The following is a 19508-nucleotide window of genomic DNA, read 5'->3' as shown; positions in this document are numbered from 1 at the left end:
TCTGCCCCGTCGAAATTTGCTTTTGAGCCTCTTTTCAGGATCATGATGGGATCATCGAAAGACAGATCGCATCACGAAAGGCCCTGACGCAGGACGATCACCAATGTCGCGATAGCCGAAGCAGCGGACAGACCACCAAAGAGGGTGAGGAGTGCCACTGCCCGGCGCACGGGTCTGTCGGCCGCCGCAGTCAATTCTTCGATGCGCTTATCGAAATCGGCCAAGACCTTGTCGAACCGAAGATGAAAGACTTCGATGCCGGAGACCCTCTCGGAAAGCTCGGTCTGATTGGCTCGAACGAGCTCGAGTGCCGCACCGATGCCATCCTCTTGACCGACGATCTCATCGATCTGCCTGGATGTGCTCCGCAGCGTTTCGGCTGCCTCACGTTGCATGAGCTGAGATCGACGTTGAGCCTCGATAAGAAGTTCGAGGCGGTCGAGAACACGATTCAACGGGCCGCTCAGCGCTGCCTCGGCCATCCGTTCGTCCTGGCTGGGCGATTGCAGGACAGCTTCTTCCCCTGTCGATGGCAAAACCGCCACCACCGTGAGATTGTCCGACAAGCTCGCCACAGCCTCCGGAAGCTCGACCTCGAAGGCGTGACCGCCATCGCCAATGCCTGCCCGCCGAAGGTCGACGCGTGGCATGTCGGCCGTAGCAGAGGCGACCATCCGCCCTTCCAGAAGAATGCGGATCAAGAGACGCTCGTTCGGCCGGGAACGATCCCAGACCCAACCGAACACCCGGCGCCCTTCGATCGCATCCAGACGCCCTTGGATCTGCGTGGTCTGAGGGATTTCTGTGATGGCGACTGCGTTCTTTGATGGGGATGTGCTCATGCGGCATTCACTTTCAGCTCGATGATTTCGGCCGATTCACGGATGCCGCGGTAAACGGCGAGATGTCGCTCCGCTACGGCTGTGATGTCCGGTGGAGGGTTGATCCCAGCCACCAGCGTGTCCCAAAGACCTGGAGTATCCATGGCCTTGCGCATGGCATTTGCGAGGGAAATGGGATCGTCCGGGCGCACATGCAGACCATCGATCCCGTCACGAACAGCCTCAGCCATGCCGCCGATATTGCTGGCGATCACCGGGCGCCGGTGCAGGAACGCCTCCTGAATCACGAGAGGCGCGTTCTCCCACCAGATCGACGGCATGACGACCCAGTCGACCGCCGCAATCAGAGCTGGCAGCTCATCACGCCGATATGCGCCGAGGCGAACGATCTGCGGATCCGTCTGATCGAGAAGGCTCTCAACCTCCTCGACGAATTCTTTGGCCTGGAACGGGGCACCTCCGTGGAGACGCAGCTCAAAATCATCCATGCCGCTGGAAATGAGCCGCTGCGCCGCCTTCAAGAGGCCTGGAACGCCCTTCCAGGGATTGAGATTGCCGAAGTAGCCGAAAACAGGACGACGGCCATCTGCGGACACGCGATGCGGAGCGGCCTCAACGGGCGGACGTCCGTTGGACACAACCTCGATCGAGGACGCCGGAAGCCCCCAGGCGACGAAGCGGTCCTTGATGAACTGACTTGGCGCGATGAAGCGGTCGACCTGTCCAAACAAGGTCTTGACGAACTGCTCGCGCAGCAGGAATCGATCGGCTGAGATGTCCGGGAAGCAGCTGTTGCAGCGCCCGGGACTTGCTCGATTGCACCGCTCTCGTCCTATGGTCCGCATCATCAGACCGTCATGGGCGCAGATTGCATAATAGTCGTGAAGGGTCATCACGATACTGGCATGCGGCAGGATCCGGCGCACAAGTGCGATGAACTCGATCCCGATGAGAAGCACGTGATGAATGTGCACGACGTCAGGACGGAACTCCTCAAGCAGGCTCACGAGATGAGGAACGGTTCCATAGCTGTCGATCTGGCTCAGATAGAAACGGTCGAAGTGCCCACTCCACATGATCACTTCATCGGGAGCATCGCCAACGGACTGGAAACTGGTTCCAGGACGCTGCTCGCGGTGGAGATGATTTGTGGCGGCGAGGAACAGGGCCTCCACATCGGGTCGTAATCGATACGCACGGAACAGATCGTGCGCGAAGATTTCCGTGCCGCCGGGATGAAAGTCTGGATGATTGTGAGCAACAACGAGGACGCGCGTGGTCAAGCGACTTACTCCGGCTTTGCGGCGATGATGATGTCCTGATAGTGCATGCTCCCGAGGCCTCGCCAATGTCCAAAGCTGACCCGCTGGATCTCAAGACCGGAGCTCTTGAGAATGTCCTGGACGATACCATTGTCGAAGCCGATGGCTCCAAGGGGAGCAGTGGGATCGGCAATCCACGTGCCGTCTTCCTCTCCCTTGATGAAGCGTGGGCGAGCCGTCGGACGGGACAGATCGTCTGCCTCCACCAGGAATGCCGTCAGGAACAGTCGCCCGCCGGGAACGAGCAGCCGCATGACTTCACGGGCATAGGCGGTGATTTCCCTTGCCGGCAGGTGCGTCGCGACGGACACCATCGTGACAAAGTCGAAGTTGTTGCCTGCGAAAGGAAGCGCGACCTCACGGCCGGCCATGGTTCCACCAGGATTATAAAGCTCATGTGCGACATCAAGCCGACAGAAGCGGAAATTTGGATGAGCCGACGTGATGTTCTGAACGCACCATTCAATCCCTTCATTGACCGGATCAACGCCCTCATAACTTCCGGTCTTCGGATCGAGGTACTGGGTCAAAGGAACAGCCATGCGGCCAATTCCGCAGCCGATGTCGAGAACACGATGGGTTGGCTTGAGCCCGCCGATCCGGACGAAGTGTCCAAGATACTCAAGACCAATCGCCCGGTAGTCACCGTCACCGACGAACACATTCTCAGGCGCAGGAGCCGGCAGGGCTTCATTCCGCGCGATCTCGCCCATCAGCCAGGACAGATGTGCGTTGTCCGATGCCTCGAGTGAGATCCCGGTGGAGTCGGCATTGAGATCGAACTGAGCATTCATATGGCGGCGTTCCTTATCTTGCGTGGGCGTGCACACGTTTGCATCGTCGCGGACATGAGATCTCCCCAGCGTTCCGCATGGAGAGCGCAGTTGTACTGCCAGGCGATGCCGCGCATGTATTCGGCGTTGAGGGACATCGACTTCCGCTCCAGATGATAGAGCTCGATGTCCGGGGAATATGCGATCCTACGATCTGTCATGGTGATTTTGAGGCAGAGATCGCTGTCTTCGTAATCACCGACCACATAGTCTTCAGTGAATCCTCCGACAGATTCAAACACCGTCCTTGATGTGACGAGACAAGCACCGGTGACGGCGGGAACGAGCCGCTCTTCGCAGGCAGGTGCATAATCTCGGGGCATGCCTTTGTGGAAATGTTGGTTAAGCCAACGTCCGCGATGATCTTTCGAGAAGTACATCCCCGCATGTTGGATTGAGCCGTCCTCGAACAAGAGCTTAGGCCCAATGGCCCCAATTCGGCGGCGCCCTCCCAGACGCGCGACGAGCTTCGCAAGCCACCCGCTCGATATGGGGATGATGTCCGAATTGACGAGCGCCAGAGAATCTCCACGGGCCAGCGCCACACCAGCGTTGTTCGCACGTGCGTAGCCGCCGTTGCGCTCCATGGTCACCAGAGTCATAGGAAGCGCATAGATCAGATGAAGACCTCTCAGAAGGTGCTCGACCTCTTGCGCCTGTTCTGGGGAGTCCAGAACATAGATCAGTTCCGCATAGGATCTGAACCAGTTATCCGCCGCGAAGGCAGCAATCTGGAAGCGCAGGAAGTCGAGCGCCTTGTAGAGCGGAACAATCACTGAGACTTTAGGGCGCTGTATGGGTGTCCCGATCACGCACACGGTTGGCCGACCTATTCTTGCGCGCGATTGCTCGTGAAGATTGGCGATCACAGGTGCAAGGACGTTCGCCAGCAATGTGTCGTCGACATGCTGCGGCGGAACCGCCCGTAAGGCGGCGGCGCGTGCTTCCACGGGATCAGCGGGCTGTAGTTGCGGCACTAAGAGATGATAGGCACCGGATTTCAGGCGCATGCGAAAGCGCGGCTGAAGAATTGGCGTGGACACGCCCACGGCTGGCGTCAATACGGCGAATCCGGTTGCGGGAAGGCGCGTTCGCTTCTTTGGACCAGCGACCTCAACAGGAAAGCGGTGCAGATCGGACGTAAGATCTCTGATGTCGTTTCCAGGCCCGAGCGCGTCGATTCCGGAAAGAAGATCGACGGAGTCACGATACCATCCCGTCACCAGCGTACCGGCTGGCGTCGAAAGAGCAGATACGATTTCCGCGGATGGAGTGCCAAGGCTGCTTACCGCACGCTTAAAAGGCAATGGCGATCGTAATTGGGCTTCGAGCGCAAGAGCCTGTCCGGACGGCAAGCGGTCAGCGACGTCAATCAGAATATGCTCGCGCAGGCCCGGAGCCGACTGAGCATTCTTGCTAAGCCAACGCTCGATGGGCGGCAGCGCAGCGCGTGGGAGCAGGAGCTTGCGTATTGATAATCCACTGGGCCCGATGAGAACGAGATGAGACTCTCCGGACGGGACTTCCGAGTACGAAACGAGAAAATGAATGATCTCGCGTTCGCCATTGCCCATTGTGACCTTGTAAGGTCTGGTAGAGACCCGAGCAGGACCACCATCGCCCAGAACATAGATAGCGTCGATCTTGTCGAAAGATGCGGATATGGGTGTCCGCAGTAGAAGAAGATCATTAGCGACCTGAGCGACTGCGGTCGCCAGTCCAGGATGTGGGGTGACATAGGCAAGGACATCGCGAAGGATCCGAATAAATGTCCGATTTCTCTGCAGATGAAACATCACGCCCCACACATTGAACAGCGCAGAGATCAGTGCGAGACGTCCTGAGCTATCGATGCCCTCGAACAAAGCCTTCGGATCAAGGATCGAAACGATTGTCTCGGGATCGATTACCACATGCGCTCGAAGGCCGAGCAGGCCGGTGGATAACTCGACATCGAGTGGCTTTCCTTCGGGTCTGGACAAAACCCAAAGAAGACGGGAACCGCCACCGGAATGTGGCAGACGCAGCGACGCCAGAGGAGAAATGACGTCCGTATCAGACGTCAGCTTGGGCGAGGAGAGGCGCAGGATCTCCGGCACATCCCACATGATGAGAATGACATCTCGACCAAGATGCGACACTTGGAGATTGCGAGACGCTTCCTTCGATGGTGTGTATTCAGCAACCTCTGACATGCTCTTAATGCCAAGCTATCCTTCAAAATGACGACGCCGCGGTTGTGAGCCGCGGCATCGGTTGTTCCTTCAGCCAAACCGCGGACTTTATTGGACGGAGAAATAGTCCGACGGGTTGCTGCTGACTTCGTCGGCATTCACGTTGCGAAGCGTGATCGTATCGCCGTTTCCAAGATCGACGACTGCGTCCTGCCCGACCTGCTGTACGCGAGCAGCAAGATCGTCGGCTGACTCGACGTCGGTGCCGTTGATTCCCTTCGAAACTTGCAGGATGTCCTCACCGACTTTGAAATCGAGGATGACGTCGTTGCCGCCACCACCGGTGAAGACGAATGTGTCGCCGCCTGAGCCGCCATGCAGCACGTCGTCACCCTCGCCACCGTTCAGGATATCGCTGCCAGTGCCGCCCCGGAGAACGTCGTCGCCAGCGCCACCCTGAAGGATGTCATTGTCGCTGTTGCCGTCGAGGATATCGTCGCCAGCGCCACCCATCTGGACGTCGGCACTGTTACCCCCGCGGAGGTAGTCATCGCCTGCATTGCCCTGCAGAACATCCTCACCATTGTTGCCGAAGAGGACATCGCCAGCGTCGCCACCTTGCAGGACGTCCGTGCCGTTGCCTCCGAACAGGAGGTCTTGGCCTTCACTGCCAGACAGCCAGTCATCGTCATTGCCTCCGAACAAAACGTCGCTGCCGTCGCCACCGGAAAGCAGGTCGCTGTTCGCGCCACCGAAGATCAGGTCGTCGCCACCATTCCCGAAGATCACGTCCGCATCGGAAGTGCCTTGTAAGGAGTCGTTGTACGCTCCGCCTCCAATTGTCGCCATGTCGTCTACCTCTCATGTTTCGACCGAACGAGCGGCCGCGCGTCTGGTCGCTGTTTCGAACCGTTTGAAGCGCTGATTGCGCAGGGAGGAAAACCATGCGTGGCTCCAAATGCCCTAGGCCGCGCACGGCAACAGAGTGGTAGATGTCGAATCGTAGTTTGTAAATATTGGCTTGTATAAAAGCTGCACTCCTGTCGCACATTTTTGCGCCATCTACTAATTATGACGTATTCAATAAATTTAGGTTCGAAGACTATTATATTTTACTTTTATTTTCGAAGTAAATTCATTTGAAAGTATCGCTGTCGTCCCGCCAGGAAGCTGGCGCTGAGAGCGTGCCTTAAGAAGTTTAGTAGAACAGAGGCATATTCCGGCTATTCTTCGCGGAATGCGCGAGCGAAGCTTTCAGTAATCGGATCCAAAAGGTAGTCGATGGCACGCCTGGGCTTATTGAGGATGAGGATCTCAGCCGGCATACCGGGATAGAGCGTCGTGCTCGGATTTGCCTTGAGACTCTCCGAATTGATCTCAGCTCTGGCAACGAAATAGGCATAATCGTTTCGTTCATCCATCTGCTGATCGGCGGATAGATAGGTCAGCTTTCCCGAGAGCGGAGCCGTGCTGCGATGGTTGTAAGCCGTGAGCCTGATCTGAACCGGAGCCCCGACGTGAACAGAATCAATATCGCGCAAGCCAACCTTCGCCTCGACGATCAGCGGCTCATTTTCCGGAACGATGTCGAGGATCGGCTGACCTGCTGCAACGACACTTCCCGGAGTATGTGATCGGATGTTCGTGACGACGCCGCTCTCCGGAGAGGTCACCACGAGCCGGCGCAAAATATCGGCTGCCGCGGTCATGCGTTCCGTCGTGTCGGCCAACTCGAGCTGTGCAGCCTGGAGATCCGCCGCCACCTGCTGCTGAAAATCTGTGCCGATAGAGAGAATCTCGAGCTCCGCCGCAGCCATTGCTTGCTCAGCTTTAGCTTTTCTGGAGGCGAGTTCGCCGGCCTGACCAATAAGAACGCTTTCACGCGTCTGCATTTCAGTGAGCCGTGGACGGGGTGCATACCCCTTCTCGACGAGGCTGGCAATTGCCTTGAGCTCCCGGTCCAGCAGTTCGGATTGGCGGGCATTGGCGTCGGTTTGAGATTTGACAGCATCCAGCTCCGCCACCTGCTGTGCAATCACCTTCCGCTGAATATCGATTTTTCGCTCGTACATCTCGCGTCGAGCATGAAAGAAATTTTGTTCCGCATTGAGGATCTCCGCTGTCGTGGGCCCCCCCGCACGCCGCAGATCCTCGGGGAAAGTCAGCTCTCTCAAACCAGCCTGTTCGGCACGAAGGCGAGCGAGGCGAGCCTCAAGTCCAATGCGTCTGGAGCGAAGCTGCTCAAGTTCCGCCTTGGCTCGGGTATCATCCAGACGCAACAAGGGCTGGTTGGCCTTTACGATCTCGCCCTCATGAGCCAGCAAGGTCTTGAGAATGCCGCCTTCCAAATGGCTGATTGTCTTGCGCTTGGAATCGACCACGACGGTTGCTGTCGCAATGGCGGCGCTGTCGAGGTGGGCCGTATATCCCCACGCCGTGAACCCACCTAGACCCAGGAAAATCGTAGCCAGCCCGGCGACCAGGGGAACTCGGTAGGAAGGCTCGGTCGAATCCTCGTCTCGATATTGTTCGGTCCAATCCTTGAGCTCAGCAGGTTCATATCTCACCGGAGCGGATGGCGAGCGGCTGATGGCGGCAACGGCCTTCTTCATGCCTTCCCCCTTGTTGTAGTAATGACCTTTTCACCAGGAGCGATTGCGCCGACAACGGATGTGCGTGGCCCGAATTGGCTGATTTTGCCGTCCTGCAGCACCATGAGCTTGTCGGCGGTCTGCATGATAGATGGGCGATGGGCAATGAGAATGACGATTGCGCCGTCAGCCCGCATAACTTCGATCGCATGGATGAGAGCTCGCTCGCCATCCGCATCAAGGTTCGCGTTAGGCTCATCGAGCACGATAAAGCGCGGCCTGCCATAAAGCGCTCGCGCCAGCCCGATCCGCTGCCGTTGACCACCAGACAGCATATAACCGCCTTCGCCAAGATGGGTATCATAGCCAAGGGGCAAGCGCCCGATCATGTCATGGACATCGGCGAGGCGAGCTGCATCAAGCACGAGACGCGGATCGACGTCCCGCATGCGCGCGATGTTGTCCCGGATCGTTCCATCAAGCAGCGACACACTTTGAGGCAGGTATCCAACCATGTCCCCGAACGAGCCGCGCTCCCAGAGATAGACGTTGTTCCCGTCCAGGTAGACACCGCCGGCCGTTGGCCTGGTCACACCGATGAGATGCCGGGCCAGCGTCGACTTGCCGGCGGCCGAGGGACCGACAATCCCAAGAACTTCACCGGGAGAGAGAGTGAAGGAGAGGCCCTTGAGTACCGGAACATCCGATCCAGGCGGCGCATAGACCAGCCGGTCGACGGTAAGATCACCCTGTGTCCGGGGCGTTGGCTTGGTCTCACGTTTGGGAGACTGGTTCTCAAGAAGGTCTCGGACATTGCTCCATGCTGTGGCTGCAAGAACCCATTGCCGCCAGCCGTCCACCATGGAGTCGAATGGCAGGAGCATGCGCCCCATGATGATGCTCGAAGCGACCATCGAACCGGCACTGACCTCCTGCCTGATGACCAGGACAGCACCCGTGGAAAGGACAGCGATCTGCATCGCATAACGACAGGTACGTGTAACCGACGTCAAAGCACGACTACGGCGGGTTGTGATGTCCAGAAGGTCCTGCGTATGCAGCTGCGACTGACGCCACCTGCGGGCAAGAGCCGGCAGCATACCCATGGCCTCAATTGCCTCTGCATGGCGCAAACTGCCGCTAATTTCACCAATGTTCCGAACGGCAGTTTCATTGGCGCGCTTCATGCCCCTGCGGATCAGAAAGTCCGAAAACAAGCTGAGAGAGATGATGATGAGGGCCGAGACCAATGCGACCAACCCATAAAGCCAGTGAAGGGCGAACAGGACCACAAGGAAAATGGGTGACCACAGGGCTTCTAGAGGAACGCTGATGGCATTTCCGGTGACAAATGTCCGAATGTCATTGAGTTCTCGAATAGCCTGCCCGGACTGCGAGACACCCTTCGTGACCGAAGCGGACACGGCAGCCTGAAGAACCGGTAGATTGAGTTTCCGAACGAGCTTGCTCGCCATGACCTGATAGGTCAGCGCGCGCACGTAATCGAGGATGCAGTAGATCGTAAGCGCGATAACCGCGATGATGACGAGCATCGTCAACGTGTCAGTGCTCTGGCTGTTTACGACCCTGTCATGCACCTGAAGCATGAACAAAGGCACGGTGAGCTGAAGGACATTGATGATGGCACTGAGAATGGCTGCATAGACGAGCCCTGAAACAAACGCCTTCCTACCTTGATGGATGATTTCCGCGGGATTTTTCGTGGCCGTCTGTTGCATACAGGAATGGCTCCAAAGTGGCTATCACTGGGCAAAACCTAAATTTGGCCCTAAAGTTCTTACAGGAGAAATATGAGCAATGAATAACGGAGCGTCTACCCACAAAGTATGATTCGAAAAACAACAAAAAATGTCGCGGAGGAAAATCCCGAGTAAAGAAGGGCGACAGAACCCTGAGGTGAAACTGTTTAATTATGCGAAAAATGATTTCACCCGAAAGTAGTTCGAAATTCGAACTATTTCATCTCCTCGAAAATCGGGAACGACAATGCAAGGCAACTCGAATTCGCAATCTAGGAATCCCATTCATGACGAGCTGGACTTCGACGTCACCACTCCGCTACCAGCCATTCAAAGGATGGCTATGTCACCGTCCGATTGGCAGGAAGATCAACTGCCGCCTGAGCCAGAACTCAAGGCAGGGACTACGCACCTCGATATCGTCAGGGTCGTCGAACGGCTGCACCGGCGCTCGCTCGATCTCATGCGAACCGACCTCATCAAGGCAGGAATTATTGATCTAAGCCCATCTCAGGTGATGATGCTGTTCACGATCGGGAATGCGGATCTATCGGTCCGTGAACTGATCGAGCGCGGTTACTACCTCGGGTCGAATGCTTCTTACATCCTGAAGCGACTTGTCGAAGGTGAATACATTGTTCGAACAACGTCTGAGAGGGATCGACGCTCCGCCCGTGTTCGCCTGTCGGAAAAAGGCATTGCTCTTTGCGAGACGATCAAGAGGATCGACAGGACGTACCACCAACTTGTTACGCGCAGTGAAGAGGAGACTCGGGATTTGGAAATCACCTTTCAGACGCTGATGCGGCTCGAGAAGGCATGGAGCAACGCCGTGCGATATGGAGAGGCGTTGATCGATGAATAGCGTTCCCAGCAAGTCACTCTAAAAGACTGCTTGGACGACTGATCCGAGCTGCATTAGGCGTCAGATAATTCAGCTCAACTATCTCCATTATCCTTACACAAGCGCACGATCATATGAACGTCTCCGACTCTGCTTTGAATCGTCATTTGAACCTTATCCGGGCTCTGAGATCGGAGGAGGGGCACCTGATTTATGAGGGAGCATCTTCAACGAAGACTCTGCTCATCGTGTTTGCGTATATCAATCAAAAAGTTGGGACGCGTTCACACTCGTCGTTTCTGAACGAGATAGATTGCAAGAAGCTGTTCCTCAACCCAGGTCAAAACGCCTGGTACCAGACAGGAGTCCCTGGTATTGCGTCAAGCTACGCCGAACTTGCGGCACTCCTAGTCGATGTCAAAGCAGCACACCCGGACCATAAGATTCTCTGTCTCGGTCACTCTATGGGTGGCTTTGCAGCGCTGGGCTTTGGCCTTCATATTGGGGCCGACCGAATCCTGGCATCTGTTCCCGAGTACATTCTGAAGCGTCCAGGCAGCCTCAGCGCCCGCCACATGAGCGAGATCAGCATCCAATGCGGCGACTTGAGCAAGATACTGGCGCAGAATACTCAAAGTCAGATCACGGTTCTCGTAGGATCAAGAAATCTTTTTGATGTCTCAATGGCCGAGGGGATCGCTGCGCTAACGCCTGCAGAAGTTATTGCGTTGAACTCTGATCACGGAACATTCCCGTATCTGCGAGATAACAAGAAACTGAGCGCACTCCTTAAAGCCTTCGTGAAAGGCGACCCGCTTCACCCGGTCGTCACAGGGCTATAGAGCGGAGAACGGCAGGTCGGATATACTTCGGGATCTTCTCTTGGGTGGACGCTGGAGTAGAGATTCGGACCAGTTACCACAAAGGTGCTTCGCGACTGATCGACCTCTCCCGTTCCCGCTGGCGCCAATATTGTCGAGGTCGATGTCTACCCCGACACCGAGGGCCAGTTTACCATCTTTTGTGACCGGGCTCTCGACTGTCGCATCAGGGCGTCATTAGAGCCCGCCTGCCCGCACCGGTGACGCCTCTCTATCGCCGTACTGCGATGCTTCAGGGTTGCCGGGCGAACCTTATACGGAGGACGCAGCTTGTTCGAGGATCACGGAAGCACACGGATCGATCTGGCCTGTCCCCACTGCCAGCAGTTGTTCAAGGTCCGGCTTCGGAAGCTACAATTCGGGGCCGATCTTGTTTGCCGGCTATGCCGGCACGAATTCTCGTCCAGGGATGTGTCTGATCGTCCTGAGGTCCAGGAGGCTCTCGCTCGCATGCGCCAGATTGTGAGGCAGCGGGTGCGACATGGGAAGCCGACCGAAAAACAGGAAGTCACTGGAGAACGTGATGGCGAGAAACAGGCTCCCTACAGTGCTCACCCGAACAGGCCTGCCGAGCGTGGCAGCGCAGCAGACTGATAGCATCTAACTTTTCAGAGGGTCTCGGGTTCGAGCCCCCGTGCGTTTACCAAACCTTTCAAGCACTTAGAGCCTCAGGCGTGAAAAGTGGATTCCACTTTTCACGCCCGAGGCTTCCTCTTTCAAGCAGAGCATCGTGCGGAAAGCCGGGTCCCCTTTTCGCTGACGCGGCCCTCCGGTTTGCCTCAAACGATGCGCTTGCTGCTAGTCAGGTTGGTTCTGTCAGGCTTCGACATGATTGCAGCACCTCGAATTAGACTCGGCGAGGGTGACGCAACGGATACCGTGAGACGGAGGCTGCACTCGATAGTGAATGAGTCCTTAACTGGGCGTGGTGTTTTCAGGATGCCACCTGCACCAATGATGCCCGCGCTCTTCCCTGCTTCCCGGCTATCCTGCCAGGGGAAGGCGAGGCCTTCAGCTGTTAGGATCTCACCAACATCGCCGCGTGTCGTGCGGATCTGCGCCCGTGCCCCACATAGCGGTGCCTCCCATGGCGATTGCTCCGCACTTGAGGGATGGGTCCAACTTCGGATACACCCCGCAGCAGTTCGGCAGGCCGGTCCTATCGATCACCTAGCGGGAACTCCCGGCGCCGGGGGCGAGGCAGGTGGCATACCAGGTAGCGGAGGAGTGACGTTGGTGCTGGATCGCGTGGTGTTGACGACGTTGCCCTGAGCGTCACGGGTCTCGTAAGTCGTTACATACTGACTGGTCGGCACAGGCCTTGGATCTCCGATGCATCCTGGAGTGCAAGAGTAGGTCTGCACTTGTTCTCCATAGAACGCCTGGATCTGGTGCGGGCGGAGCCCAACGTGCACTGTAGCCTGCAGAATCTCGGCATTCTTCTCATCGAGAAGGATCAAATTGGTCGTGCCGGCGGCCTTTGCGGTCAGAGCGAGTGTTTTGTCATCGACCAGGGTGGTGTCGAGAACTCCGGGATTGCCGATCAGGACTGTGCGCACCGCATGTGTGATGCGCAGGATATTGGTGATGCCCGGCGCCATCGTGATCGTGCCGCCCGAGAAGGTTTCGACCTCAGCCATCGGCGGTTGGTCAGCTGGAACTCGCGATAGATCAGCAGCGAAAACGGTGGACGACAGGAAGAAAATCGGAATGGCACGAAAGAGCATAGTAATCCTCGGTCTCTAAATATATTGCCCAGCACTTGGCATGCGGCAAACCAGACGATCGGCTACCGGAATCTGTTGCGGGCTGCCCATGAGTTTCTGTCGTCTTGTCACGAGAAGAGAACCCTCTACCGCACCGGGAAATCAGCAACCGGCCCATCCGTCTTCTCGCCTGTGCCCGCCGAGATCCATTTGCCGGGGGACTTCTGCGACTGCTGCGACAGGATCACATAACCTGTTGCTGCAAGAGGGCGAATTGCGCTCGTCTTGTTGTCCAGAGCGTAATCGCCCTTGTCTGTTCGGGCGATGAGAACCGCGTGCGGTTCTCCCGCTGCAGTTTGCACGGCAGTCACGAGAAGCGTAGAGGTGGGCCAGCCACTTTCTGCCAGCAGCTTGCGCTTGAGCAGAGCAAAATCCTCGCAGTCCCCCTTGCCACTCGCGGGAAGGGTCCATACGTCCTCTCGGCCATACTGCTCCAGATCGGACACTTCCGTAATCGTGCTGTTCACATGCTGATTGACCTGCCGCAGCACGGCCAGGCGCTGCGCCGTCAAGACGACGTGCGAGGATCGCGACACCTTCTCGGATTTTGCCATCGCCTGAGCCGAACATGAATGCTCGAGCGTGGCGAGCAGCAGCGCAGCTATCGCCAATCCGCAGCTTTCCGAGCGTGCCATGTGCTGCCTCCTCAAAAGACTCTCGTTCCAGCCAAGAACTCCTGGTAGTTTCCTGTTATACCTCTGAAGAATTACCTACGCTAGAATAGGAATGCTTTGGGTGCCTATAGGTTCTTTCTCCAAAAATAGGATTGCGTTCTAGAGATGCACCCGGACATGCTGATGCGCAGCACCAGGATGAATTGGCTTGTTCTCCTGCCCGTACCAATGGCGCTTATCGGCTTCCCGTGTCTCTTGGACATCTTGCCAGGGAGGGCGAGACAACCCTCCGGACGACGCGTAATCCCGACGCGCATAGCGCCCTGATCAGAGAGGGTGAACAGGTTATGGTGCCGGAATGAACCCAACTTTCCGGTCTCGGGCCCAGAGTTCCACTGCACTCTCGCCTGAAAGACGACGAGCCTGCTCAATTGCCTCATCATCGTTCCTGCAATAAAGTTCGTGGACACTTATGAAGTGGCCCTCAGCATTGACCAGGTAAGCGCGGTAAACTTGGCAAGCGTCCCCATCGTTGGCTATGAAACGTCTCTCAATCATGGTCGCTCCCAGCAAAACCTGCGCCATCCGAAGGGCTACTGGGCCAGCATTCATCGCCATCGCAGGAAGTCAATTAGGACGAACAGTCTATTAGAGCATCGTGCGGAACCGAAGGTCCGCGTCAGCGACCCGAAGGGCCACGCCCGTGAAAAGTGGATCCGGTTTTCCGCTCTCAACGATGCTCTCATTCAAGGAGAAAGCATCGGATGGGTCCCAAAAGTGCAAATCCACTTGTGGGTCCGATGCTTTAGATAGACAGGCTGCAATCCTATGACGGGAGAAGAGGTGCCCATCGAACCGCACCGGGTTGTCACATCCCGGCTCTCACATGTTCTCAAGGCGCACGGCAACGGCAGCAAAGAGAAACCCCGCCCGGGTAGAGCCAAACGGGGTCCTGTCTTTGAAGGCCAGATACACGACTCAGTCTGCCTTGTGTTGGCAGAAGGGGGTAAACAGGCTGTTGCCTTACCCGCACCACCAGGGAATCGAACCGTCAGGCCGAGCTCATGACGTGCGTAGGCAGGCCTCAACAATTCTGCGGCGGTCGCCATCCATTCGATCGGAAACAACTCGCCTTTGGCCGGGATGCGGTCTTCCGTATCGATGACAGCGAACTCCCCGGGGGTGAGGATGAGGCGTCCACGCCTCATCCATCATTGGATGCAGAACCTGCCCACGCGCTAGAGCCTCGGACGAGAAAAGTGGCCTTGCACTTTTGGGATTGATCCGAGACTCCCTTCCTTGATGAGCCCATCTTTCAGGGCGGAAAGCCGGGTCCACTTTTCGCTGACGCGGCCCTTCGGGTCGCTGGCGTGGCCCTTCGGTTCCACACGATGCGCCAGGTTGTCGAAGAAGGGCAGAGCGCGAGTTCTTCACGGTGCTGCATATCGCGCCTCTCACGGACCAAGGGCCGCAAGGTCGCGAGCGACGGACAGAGCATCATCGGCGGACGGAGAATGCAGCAGGGTTCTGAAGGGAACATCCCGAACAGCTTTCCTGGCAAACATCCGGAGCGAGCCCGATTATGAACAGTTGTTCATGCTGGCAGGCTGCGTTCTCGCCTCTCCGATCGATGAAGTCTGTCAGGCTACACACATTGAGACCTTTCATGAGAGCCCTGACCCGAGCCGGGCTCTCTATCATTTTGATCATTTTTTCTCTCTCGCCAGCATGAGCCGCTACGGAACATTGTCCTTATACTTGCCGTTAATCCCCGCTGACGCGGGCTCAAGTGAGCTCGGTCATGTATAGGAGGTTACGAATGCGTGTAGCATTGCTGACAACGGTTACCGCTGCTGCTCTCTCCTTGAGCCTTGCGGCAGTGGCGCAGACGGGCGGCGGCACGTCAGGTGGTTCGTCGGGCGGTACAACCGTTGCGCCGAGCACCTCTGGAGGAGCCTCGGGTGGAACAAGCGGCGGCACTTCCGGTGGGACGACGTCTGGCACATCGGGCGGGGCTGCGGGTAGCACGTCCAGTGGCGCCGCCGGTGGAGCGGCAGGCGCGGCGAGCGGGACGACTTCCGGCGGCACTGCCTCCGGTACGACTGGAGGCACGGCGGGCACGAGTGGTGGCGCGGCGGCGGGTGCAAGCAGCTCGACGACCGTCAACATTACGGGCGAGCAGCGCACCCGAGCTGTTGAGACACTCCGCAGCGTGAACATTAGTCCGGTGCGCGAGAACATCAGCATCTCGGTGGGCCAGACTCTGCCGACCACAGTGACCCAGCTGGTCGATTGCCCGACCACACTGGAGAGCCTGATTACCGGCGTGCGTGACTGCAAGGTCGTGCTGGTGGGCGACCGGTACTACATCGTCGAAGGCAGCAGCCGCCGCGTCGTCACGGTGATCGAACGGTAAGCCAGAGGCGTGAATTCAGCCCTGCAGTTTGTCTGCCCCGCGTTGCAAGAGCTTCGCGGGGCTTTCGTTGTGCATCATACCTGTGGTGTTAGGAACCACGAACGCAGCGACCGGAAGTCAGAAGCCAGTTCGCTGATCGAGCAGAGTAAGTGTCGGCGAACAGACACCATACCTCTGCTCCATGAGGCAAATCTACGCTTAACGGGGTTAGAGCATCGTGCGGAAAAGTGGATCCGGTTTTCCGCACGATGCTCTGCTTGAAAGAGAAAGCATCGGATGGGTCCCAAAAGTGGAATCCACTTTTCACTCATGGATCCCGAGTTCAGGCGAGCGCCGCGAGATGGTCCATGAGCACTCGCGAGGGCCATGGAGAACATCGACGAGGCCGAGAAGGAGAAGCTCAATAGTTCAACAGTGAAAGGACCAGTGAGCTTGTCGACTTCATCGCGGGGAGAAATCCCGGCGCAATTGAGCCGCACCGCTACACCACACCCTGCCATTGCTGGCGCAGGCAGGGATGCGGTTCTTCTAGCCAACCTTCGGAACATCATCGCCAGGCGGTTCGGAGGGCTCTGGCGGTCGTAATCCAGGCTCAGGGTCTGGTGCTGGGAGGTCAGGTTGCGGCGGAGCAGGGATATCTGGCCCAGGTGATGGCGTGGGCGGATCGGTGACCCTGTTCGAGTGTCAGGAGGCCGCCTTTGCGGCGAACGAGAAGGCACTCGCCTGGATCGGGGCAAGTTTGATCGACGTGGTCGACGGAGAGCCTGAAATCACTCTGGGAGAGGTGCTCGCTACCGTCACACCCTAATTCCACGGTTGCCAAACTCCGTCAGCCTTGGATCGGGTTGCTTCCCACACCGGCCTTCGCTGACGCCGGCGGGGATGCAGCCTGCTCCCGAATACCTCGTCAGGGTGATGCAAAATCACGTCGGCGTATTGTAAGCCTTGCTTCAAAGACGCTGCGCACCAACAACCAAAGCAGCGCAGCCGTGGGAGGGGACATCATGACGTCCGTTCAGCAACTGGCTCTCGCCAGGTCGTCCGCACGCGATTGCACCTACAACCTGTTCAGGAACAAGCAGCTGCCTGCAATCCTCTGTGCCGTGCCGGAGGACCGCCCGGTACCTAAATTCCTCGACGCTGGGCAGTGGACTTTTGAACGTCCTCTACGTCCGTCGAATGTGCGGCCGCCAGGTTTCCACGACAGAGCGGCATATGCGGGTGTGCGGTATAACGGCTTCTATTTGTTCCAGGTCACGGCCACGCAAGAGAAGATGGCCGGGTAGTCCAACAACACCGCTCCACCACGCCTCGCCATCCGCTCACGCGGACGGGATGAGGCTTCGCTCTCAGCCCGACAGGGAATGCTCATACTGCGCCAAGTTTGGTGCTCAAAAGGTCCGGGGACCTCCTTGCCGTCAGGATATCACTCCGGAATGTTTACCCCTCGAGGAGTTGGATGAGAGCCGGGAGAGAGTTCGCCAAGTGTTCCAAGTTGCTTACAGCATCGGTCCCAAAAGTGGATTTGCACTTTTGGGACCCATCCGATGCTTCCTCTTTCAAGCAGAGCATCGTTGAGAGCGGAACCGGAGGTCCGCGTCAGCGAAAACCGGATCCACTTTTCCGCACGATGCTCTAAGACCAACATCCGTCCTGGATATTTTTCCTTATCGAGTCGAGTTCCAATCCCGAGCCAGGGCGGGCGGAGCTGATAGACGCACTGGATTTAGGTACCAGCGACGCAAGTCGTGGGGTTCGATTCCCTCTGCCCGCACCATTCCTGCTGACGCTCTGAGAAACTATACCCCATTGGAGCGCCAGAGTTACCCCTTCGGGCAAGAGCCTGAATTGGACAAGGAACGTACACTCACGAAAAACCTCACAGGGAGGCTGACGAATGAGTGTCGTGATTTCCGCCTGTACCAACAAGGTATTCTCGTACGGACCAATACCTTTGGCTCGCCTGAAGCTCCGGCCGCTAGACGCAGTGAACGACAACGACGTTCAGTCGAGACACGCGAAAAGCACCGTCGCTTTCCACACCAGAAGGGCAGCATATGGACGGGCTGAGCTCATCATTACGGTGCTTGTCCTCGTCGCGGGCATCGTTGCAATGCCTCTGCTTCAGGGTGTTGCGGTGCCTATCATGAGCACCAGCGAGCATAGGCCAGAGGTTCTCCGCGGCAGTCCGATCGCGCCCGCCCTTCTAGCGCCGCAAGGGAACGGGTGAGATGGTCTATAAGACACGCCCTCATTTGGCTTCGCAAGCTGATGAACTGCTCGGGGAGCCCCTCTCGGGTCAGACTGGTGTTGCTGTACCACTTGATCAGGACAGCGGCATCCGAGCCGAGGACGCTCCCATGTCGTTTGTACCATAAGGCGCAACCTAACTTGAGGCCGTAGCGCTCAACAGACATCTGAACGTCAGGATGGTTCACTGCCAGGAGAGGCACATCCGACAAGAATGTACAGGAGTACGTGGTAAACCGGCCTCGCGCAGGAAACGCCCGACCTGGCTCGCCCTTGGCTTCAGCGAGCGCAACACTTCAGTGAAGGTGTTCGCCGAGCCACCCGAGCCTTTCCTGAACTCAGCGTGAAGGCACTTGCAACGCTAGAGCCTCGGACGTGAAAAGTGGACTTGCACTTTTGGGACCGATCCGATGCTCTCTTCTTTGATGAGCCCATCGTTGATTGCGAAAAATCGGGTCCCCTTTTCGCTGACGCGGCCCTTTCGGTTCCGCACGATGCTCTAGGAGAACTACTCCCTTCAGCATAACCACCTTGTTATTAGTAGTCGGCAAGCTATCCCATTCAGCCGCCTGCCTCGGTGGAGTGGCATGCTAATGTCGCAATCACCGGCCCGAACCGGAGGCAACACCGGAGGCAACAATGCACTTAACGCCCGTAGAGCGTTTCGTCGTGTTCCAGGTGCAGAATGAGTGGTTGGTCACATACAGAGATCGGACACAGATGTCCTACTCGACGCGAGAGGAAGCTGAGACCTCGGCCTTTGATGCCGCAGACGCTTTGGCCTCTCAAGGGCACGCCGTCTCCATTCTTATCATGCCAGATGAGCCCGACGCTAATGGCCAGCATCCGATGGTCCTAACGGGACGTACGCCTCGGGTTAAGCCGAGCTAAACGTCCTGCCTGCACCTTTTACTGGTGCTTACAATCTGAGAGCAGCGGCGATGGAGGAGAAGAAGGACAGCCCTTCACTCGACATTCAGAGCGCTGGGAGCGTCGTCCAGGATGCACAAGCCGCACGGGTCAGAGAGCATGTTCGCGCCATCCTCACCCGGCTCAAGTCTCGCGCTCTGAAATCCTCGCGTGAGGCCGAGTAACTCCAGAAGAGATCGGAGCCGAGGGGCTCTCGCATCTGGTCTTTATCAATGGAGGGATTTGCTGAGGGGGAGCGAGTGCAGAAGGGTGCCCCGGGGGCTGACGATGTCGAGCCGCCAGCCG

General features: G+C 57.4%; 15 protein-coding genes. 6 read left to right on the top strand and 9 right to left on the bottom strand.

Annotated elements, in window-relative coordinates:
• Positions 1-71 precede the first annotated feature (71 nt).
• The 7 genes from DC522_RS15640 to DC522_RS15610 all read right to left on the bottom strand — a co-directional run bounded on the left by DC522_RS15640 (position 72) and on the right by DC522_RS15610 (position 9501).
• Positions 72-842, bottom strand: coding sequence for a hypothetical protein (locus DC522_RS15640; RefSeq protein ID WP_116529611.1), 771 nt, complete (start codon positions 840-842; stop codon positions 72-74).
• On the bottom strand, positions 839-2125 hold the full coding sequence (locus DC522_RS15635) for a glycosyltransferase family 4 protein (protein ID WP_116529610.1): 1287 nt from the start codon (positions 2123-2125) through the stop codon (positions 839-841). Before DC522_RS15635 ends, DC522_RS15640 begins: the two co-directional genes overlap by 4 nt.
• 5 nt (positions 2126-2130) lie before the next feature.
• Positions 2131-2958, bottom strand: a complete 828-nt coding sequence (locus tag DC522_RS15630; RefSeq protein ID WP_116529609.1) for a class I SAM-dependent methyltransferase — start codon at positions 2956-2958, stop codon at positions 2131-2133.
• Positions 2955-5105 (bottom strand): glycosyltransferase, encoded by a 2151-nt coding sequence (locus DC522_RS15625; RefSeq protein WP_245444217.1) that lies wholly within the window; start codon positions 5103-5105, stop codon positions 2955-2957. The genes DC522_RS15630 and DC522_RS15625 overlap by 4 nt, the downstream gene beginning before the upstream one ends.
• Positions 5106-5279: 174 nt before the next feature.
• Positions 5280-6020 carry a calcium-binding protein gene (locus tag DC522_RS15620; RefSeq protein WP_116529607.1) on the bottom strand — a complete coding sequence of 247 codons (741 nt, stop codon included), beginning with the start codon at positions 6018-6020 and terminating at the stop codon, positions 5280-5282.
• 374 nt (positions 6021-6394) lie between these two features.
• Complete coding sequence (locus tag DC522_RS15615) at positions 6395-7783, bottom strand: HlyD family type I secretion periplasmic adaptor subunit (protein WP_116529606.1); 1389 nt, start codon at positions 7781-7783, stop codon at positions 6395-6397.
• Positions 7780-9501 (bottom strand): type I secretion system permease/ATPase, encoded by a 1722-nt coding sequence (locus DC522_RS15610; RefSeq protein WP_116529605.1) that lies wholly within the window; start codon positions 9499-9501, stop codon positions 7780-7782. Before DC522_RS15610 ends, DC522_RS15615 begins: the two co-directional genes overlap by 4 nt.
• A 268-nt stretch (positions 9502-9769) precedes the next feature.
• On the opposite strand from DC522_RS15610, the gene DC522_RS15605 reads away from it, so the two are divergent.
• Both DC522_RS15605 and DC522_RS15600 read left to right on the top strand, forming a co-directional pair.
• Positions 9770-10387: a MarR family transcriptional regulator gene (locus DC522_RS15605; RefSeq protein WP_245444194.1), complete on the top strand. Its 618-nt coding sequence runs from the start codon at positions 9770-9772 to the stop codon at positions 10385-10387.
• A 113-nt stretch (positions 10388-10500) separates the two neighbouring features.
• The gene (locus DC522_RS15600; RefSeq protein WP_133239294.1) at positions 10501-11208 is read left to right on the top strand and encodes an alpha/beta fold hydrolase; all 708 of its coding nucleotides are present in this window, start codon (positions 10501-10503) and stop codon (positions 11206-11208) included.
• 1205 nt (positions 11209-12413) lie between these two features.
• On the opposite strand, the gene DC522_RS15590 is transcribed toward DC522_RS15600, so the two are convergent.
• Positions 12414-12887 (bottom strand): pilus assembly protein N-terminal domain-containing protein, encoded by a 474-nt coding sequence (locus DC522_RS15590; RefSeq protein WP_165820176.1) that lies wholly within the window; start codon positions 12885-12887, stop codon positions 12414-12416.
• A 212-nt stretch (positions 12888-13099) separates the two neighbouring features.
• Entirely contained in the window at positions 13100-13648 is a 549-nt protein-coding gene (locus DC522_RS15585; protein WP_116529601.1) for a transglutaminase-like cysteine peptidase, read from the bottom strand.
• Between the two features lie 1798 nt (positions 13649-15446).
• Between DC522_RS15585 and DC522_RS15575 the strand changes: the two genes are divergently transcribed.
• The 4 genes from DC522_RS15575 to DC522_RS34830 all read left to right on the top strand — a co-directional run bounded on the left by DC522_RS15575 (position 15447) and on the right by DC522_RS34830 (position 19387).
• Positions 15447-16043 carry a DUF1236 domain-containing protein gene (locus DC522_RS15575; protein WP_116529599.1) on the top strand — a complete coding sequence of 199 codons (597 nt, stop codon included), beginning with the start codon at positions 15447-15449 and terminating at the stop codon, positions 16041-16043.
• Positions 16044-16698: 655 nt separating this feature from the next.
• Entirely contained in the window at positions 16699-16851 is a 153-nt protein-coding gene (locus DC522_RS34835) for a hypothetical protein (RefSeq protein WP_165820175.1), read from the top strand.
• Positions 16852-17047: 196 nt separating this feature from the next.
• Positions 17048-17329 (top strand): hypothetical protein, encoded by a 282-nt coding sequence (locus tag DC522_RS15565; RefSeq protein WP_116529597.1) that lies wholly within the window; start codon positions 17048-17050, stop codon positions 17327-17329.
• A 1905-nt stretch (positions 17330-19234) separates the two neighbouring features.
• Positions 19235-19387 carry a hypothetical protein gene (locus DC522_RS34830; protein WP_165820174.1) on the top strand — a complete coding sequence of 51 codons (153 nt, stop codon included), beginning with the start codon at positions 19235-19237 and terminating at the stop codon, positions 19385-19387.
• Positions 19388-19508 lie beyond the last annotated feature (121 nt).

The sequence above is a fragment of the Microvirga sp. KLBC 81 genome (genome assembly GCF_003075415.1).
GTDB lineage: Bacteria > Pseudomonadota > Alphaproteobacteria > Rhizobiales > Beijerinckiaceae > Microvirga.
Note: the sequence above shows the minus strand (reverse complement) of the source record. Positions and strands in the feature narration are given on the sequence as shown.